General features: G+C 62.3%; 3 protein-coding genes. All 3 read right to left on the bottom strand.

What is annotated here, in order from left to right:
- Positions 1-2: 2 nt before the first annotated feature.
- Positions 3-1862 (bottom strand): hypothetical protein, encoded by a 1860-nt coding sequence (locus VF697_RS17480; RefSeq protein WP_331096417.1) that lies wholly within the window; start codon positions 1860-1862, stop codon positions 3-5.
- 79 nt (positions 1863-1941) lie between these two features.
- The gene (locus VF697_RS17475; protein ID WP_331096415.1) at positions 1942-2556 is read right to left on the bottom strand and encodes a TIGR02265 family protein; all 615 of its coding nucleotides are present in this window, start codon (positions 2554-2556) and stop codon (positions 1942-1944) included.
- A gap of 27 nt (positions 2557-2583) precedes the next feature.
- Positions 2584-5514, bottom strand: a 2931-nt coding sequence (locus tag VF697_RS17470) for an Ig-like domain-containing protein (protein WP_331096413.1), incomplete at its 5' end; no start/stop codon positions are given.

Raw genomic sequence — 5514 nt, 5'->3', positions numbered from 1 at the left:
AGTCAGCCATTCCGACAAGGATTGGAAGGCCAGAAGCCTCGGAGCGCAGTCCCCAGCTTTGGAATAAGGCGTTTTCTTGTCCCGGGCGCCTCCTGCAAGTCCTTCCAGAAGGCACCCGCTCCTACACCTTGAAAGGGGTGGACCTGGCGGTCCTGTTCGGTGAACTCACCTGCTTTTTTTTCGATCAGCCCGGTCATCGCTGCTGCCAAGGCAAGCCGTTCCAGGGCGCAAAAAGGTCCCTTTTCTTTTGTTTCGTATATTTTCTTGAAAGTCTGCTCGTAGTTCTTGCTATTCCGATCGCCCTTGCAGTCTTTGATGATCACACCCAAGTCCGAGTAGCTTTTTGCCAAAACGCTTTCGGAGAAAGCACCGATGAACAGGCTTTCCTTGGAACTACTTGCAAACAGCTTATACATCGCGAAGTTCAGACTCGCATAGTCCTTGATGTCTGACTTCAAGAACTCCTCAATACCAGTTTTTTCCTTTTCGCTCATGGAGCTGCCGCCATTCCCTTGGAAGACTCCGCATGCGCTGCGCACGTTCTCCTTGATCGCTTCGAACTTGTTTGTTTGACAATCCTTGAGGAAGTTGGTGATGCTGGCCCCGGCGCCTTTCGCCATGATGAATTTCTGTGAACTCTCCTTGAAAAGGGGGAAGCCCTTCATCGCCTTGAACGCTTGGATCAACGGCGAGTATTTTTCGTTATAGAGGGCCAACAACAAGTAGTTGCCGTGCACGTTGCTTGCGATCTCGTCCTTCCCCATTCTCCTCTGAACTTCAGTGCTGGTTTGAACAATGTAATCCATCGGCTTCTGGACCAGGAAGCAGAGATCCTCCGGATATGCGGAATAGTTTCCGTAGCGGGACATACCGCCCTCGCAATATACAGATTTTACCCAGCATACCGGGGAATCGATGCTGCACTTGATCCCAGATTTGGTCACGAACTCGCGAGCTTCTTTTTTTGAATGGGCTATTTCAACGAGTACGTTTCCGCCGTTGACGGGGAGTTTGTAGATGTCGACGGTGCAGGGCTCATTCAGCGCGGAATGCTCGAATCCATAGCTGCCCACGTGATGCTTCAGGCAGCCGTTGATGAAGTCCCAGAGGGCTGTGTCCTTCTTTATATCAGCGGCCAGATCCGGGATGTTGTTCAACGTGGGGTCGGGTTTTTTCTTGTCTTGGGCGGATTGTTGGAACCTGACCTGAGATTTCTGGAGAACCCTCACATCACGAGTTGGCCCACCTCCCCAGAGGGAGTCAGGTATGACGGTCTTCTTTTTCCGGTGCAAGACATAGTCATTGACGACCTTGGAGCATTGGCTCTCACTGGGACTCACCATATAGGCACATAGGTTCTTGTCTTTTTTGACCGCCTCTATCAAAGAAAAATAATTTTCGGGTACAAGGACTACTTTGTTTCGTTTTGAGTCAAAAACAGCTTTGGTTCCTGATTTAGGTTGAATGGTTTGGGGCATGGCTTGCAGTACCGCGTCAAGCCGGTAATCGACCTGGCCTTCGAAGATGTATCCACCTGACATGGCCTCCTTATGGCCCTCAGCTCCTTTGACCCAGGCGTTATCTTTGGCGTCGCACCTGAACCCGGTTCCCACCCGCCAAAAACTCTCGCTGTTTGAACGATAGAAATGCCTGTGATAAAGCTTGCCCTGACTGTCCTGGTAGTACCCCAAGACGATTGGATAGCCATTTATGTCTTCGAACTTCACCACCAGGACGAATTCCCTGCCGTCGGAAACCCCTTTATTGAGAGGCACTCCAATGGCATTCACCAATGTCAAATTTCCGTAACACCAATCTTTTACGTGTTTCTCGAATTCTTCTGTTGTCAGCTCCTGTGCCATGAAGTCCCCCAGAGGTTGCAAATACATCGACAAGATCAATGAGGCTACGCCTCAACCATCCAGTTGCAATGAGCGCTCATCAGTCCCAGGAAAAGTCCAGTTCGAGGCTGAGCACCCCCGTCGTGCGTCCGCGCACCTTCACTTTCTCCAACCCGAGCCACCTCGCTGTCTCCTGGGCTCCGCCTACGTGGTACGGGAGGGGCGTGTAGGTCTGGTGGATGACGAGGACGCCTCGCTTTGGCCCCTTCCAGACGACCGTCGGCTCCGAGTAGGTCATCGCAATCCCGTAGAGCACCTGCATGGTTGCCAAGAGTTTCTTGGGGTCTCCCTGGGTCATCAGTTGCGCTGACCGCCCCATCGAGGAAGCCATGTTGCTCGCTCCCCCCTTCCTCCCAAGCTGTCGCAGGGCCTCTTCGACGCTCCCGTACCGGGGGCTCAGCCCACGCGCCGCGGCGGCGAGCATCTGGAGGAGGGCTCGGGTGGGGTAGTTGAAGAGCTCCACGAACTCCTTCTCGCCGCTCGCCTCCAGGCAGCTCTGCACCACCTGCTCGTCCCCACCCAGCTCCCGGACTGCTTTCAAGATGGACGAGAACAAGAACCCCCGCGTGGTGGTCTCGGGGGGCACCAGGAGCAAGCGCTGCTCCAGATCCTGCTCCGCATCGTACGAACACTCGCTGTCCGCGTCAGGGCTCATGCTCATGGTCCAAGAGCCCCTCGCGCGTCAGGGCGCCTGCTTCTCCATCTCGAGGATGATGAACTCCACGCGACGGTTGTTCTCGCGCCCCTTCGCGGTCTTGTTGGTGTCCACCGGCCGCGACTCGCCGTAGCCCACCGACACCAGCCGCGCGGGCGAGATGCCCTCCTTCTCCACCAGGCGCTTGCGCACGTTGTTGGCACGGCGCTGCGAGAGATCCAGGTTGAAGACGTCCGAGCTCTGGCTGTCCGTGTGGCCCTCCACGCGCACCTTGGTGATCTCCGGGTTGGCGCGCAGCACCGCCGCCACCTGCGTCAGCAGGTTGAAGGAGCGCGGGAGGATCACATCCTTGTTCGTGGCGAAGTAGACCTTGTCGAGGATGACGATCTTCTGCCCCTCGACGAGCACCTTCACCTTGCCCTTGTCCGGGCAGCCGTCCTCGTCCGCCACCCCATTGATGACCTCCGGCTCGGACGGGCACTTGTCGGCCGTGTCCGCCACGCCGTCCTTGTCGTTGTCGGGATCGGCGCAGCCGTCCTTGTCCTCGAAGCCGTCCTTGTCCTCGGCGACGCCCGGGCAGCGATCCTGGTCATCCGTCAGCCCGTCCCCATCGGTGTCCACCGGCGGCGGGGGCGGCAGCGCGTCCGGACAGCCATCCTCCTCCTCGAAGCCGTTCTTCGTCTCCGGCTGCAAGGGGCAGCGATCCCCCCCGTCCAGCAGCCCGTCCCCGTCATTGTCCGGGTCCGCGCAGCCGTCCTCGTCCTGGAAGCCGTCCAGGTCCTCGGGCCCCCGCGGGCAGACCGGCGCGGCCGGCGGAGGCTCGCGGCGGGCGGGCGCGGCGCGCTCGGCCTCCGTCCAGATGAGGCCCGCGAACAGCCGGAAGCCAGGAGTGCCGTAACCCCGGGTGAGGCCCGGACCACCGCCCAGGTGCGCCGCCAGGGACTCGGAGAAGCGGTACTTCAGCGCGCCGAGCAGCTCCAGCGGGCGCTCCTCGGTGTTGGACTGCTTCAGCCCCAGGGCCCCCACCAGCGTGGCCTCGGCGGAGAACCGGTGCTGACCGAGCTCGAAGGGCACCTCCGTGCCCAGCCCGTAAGCGAGCTCGTTGCCCACGTTCAGGTTGTAGAGCTGCGCCTGGGGCTGGAGGTTGAGCCCCGCGTTGGCCAGCACGCGCACGCCGCCCTGGCTCGTCCACTCCCCGAGCACTCGCGGGAAGGCGGCCACGCCGCTGCGGCCCAGGAAGCCCTTGCCGCCCGAGGTGGGCAGGAGCACCGGCACCACGACGCCCAGGTGCAGCCCGCCGTCGGTGGACAGCAGGCGAACCTTGGGCACCAGCCGCAGATCCCCCACGCCCGTGGCATGCGTCCCCTCGGAGAGCAGGGGCGCGACGGAGACCTCCGAGCCCGAGCTCTGCGAGGTGAGGGGCACCGCCACGCCGAGTTCGAACCGGTCGAAGAGCGCCAGGGAGCCCATCAGGTCGACGGTGAACTGGTTCTTGACGAGCTCGTAGACGAACGTGTCGGTGCGCGGGTTGATGAAGTTGAGCGGGTCCTTCGCGTAGTTGAAGGACAGGCCCAGGTTCCAGCCCAGGTGCCGCCCCACCTGGGAGCTGTGCACGCCCAGCACGTCCCGCAGGCCCGGGCCGGGCTTGTACTGCTGCACGTCAATCCCCTGGGAGACGGGGGTGGAGGCGGACTGGGCGCTGGCGGGAGCCGCGACGAGCACGGTCACCAGCAACCCCAGCAGCCCCCACGCCCCCCCCGTGCCGCGCCGAGACTGGCGCCGACGCAGCAGAGGCAGGGCGAACAGCAGCGCCAGGGGCATCAGCGTGCCGATGCCCGAGGAGGTGCAGCCTCGGCCCGCGACAGCCAGGTCGTCCGCGTAGTCTCGCGGGTTGCCGCCGAAGCCCGCCTCCGCGCCATCGGTCTCACCGCCATCGTCGGAGTCGGCATCGTTCGGATCCGACTCGGTATCCCCGAGGCGGCCATCGTGGTCGGCGTCCTCGGTGCCATCCTTCAGGCCGTCGTTGTCGCTGTCCGGGTTGCGCGGATCCGTGGTCGTGGACGGATCGCTGTCCGGCTGGAAGTTCGGTGAGGTCTTGTTGGTACCGGGCGACTCCGCGTTGGCCGTCACACCGCGCTCGGTGCCGTCGTTCAGGCCATCGTTGTCGCTGTCCGGATCCAGGGCGTCGATCAGGCCGTCTCCGTCGGTGTCGGTGAGACCGTCCTCTTTGTCCGCGACGCCGTCATCGTCGTCGTCGGGGTCGTCCGGGTCGAGGCCGAGTTCCACCTCGGTGTTGTCGTCGATGCCGTTGTTGTCGGAGTCCACGAGGCCCACGGTGACGGTGACAGTGACGGTAGCGGTACCACCATTGCCGTCCGACACCGTGTACGTGAACGCCACCTTGCCCGTGAACCCAGGCGTCGGCGTGAACACCACGCCCGTGCCATTCGGCGCCACGGATACCGTGCCGCCACTGGCCGGTTGCGTCACCGCCGCCACCATCAGTGTCTCGCCCGTGTCCGGCGCCGAGCTGTCGTTGGCCAGCACATCCAGCGTCGTAGCCGCACTGTCCGCGGGCACCGAGAACATGTCGGCCACACCTGTCAGCGGATCGTTTACCGCCGTGACCGTCACCGTGACCGTCGCCGTGTCCGTGCCTCCGTTGCCATCCGACACCGTGTACGTGAACGTCGCGGTCCCGTTGAAGTTGAGCGCAGGAGTGAAGCGCACCACGCCGCTCACCAGCGTCACCGTGCCTCCGCGGGTCGGCTGCGTCACCGACGTCACCGTCAGCGTCCCGCCCATGTCCGGCGCCGTGCTGTCGTTGGCCAGTACTTCCACCACCGTGGCGCTGCTGTCTTCCGCCACCGTCACCGCGTCATCCACCGCGTCGGGTAGATTGCGGATGAAGGAGACGGAGACGGTGCAGTCCTCCGTCACCTCAGCCGTGGTGTAGAC

The organism is Archangium sp. (genome assembly GCF_036388035.1).
In the GTDB taxonomy this organism is placed as follows: Bacteria; Myxococcota; Myxococcia; order Myxococcales; family Myxococcaceae; genus Archangium.
This window is presented reverse-complemented; position numbering and strand designations above follow the sequence as displayed.

Coding starts and splice junctions, on each gene's coding strand:
- VF697_RS17480 (WP_331096417.1), bottom strand. CDS start 1,862: ATGGCACAGGAGCTGACAACAGAAGAATTCGAGAAACACGTAAAAGAT.
- VF697_RS17475 (WP_331096415.1), bottom strand. CDS start 2,556: ATGAGCCCTGACGCGGACAGCGAGTGTTCGTACGATGCGGAGCAGGAT.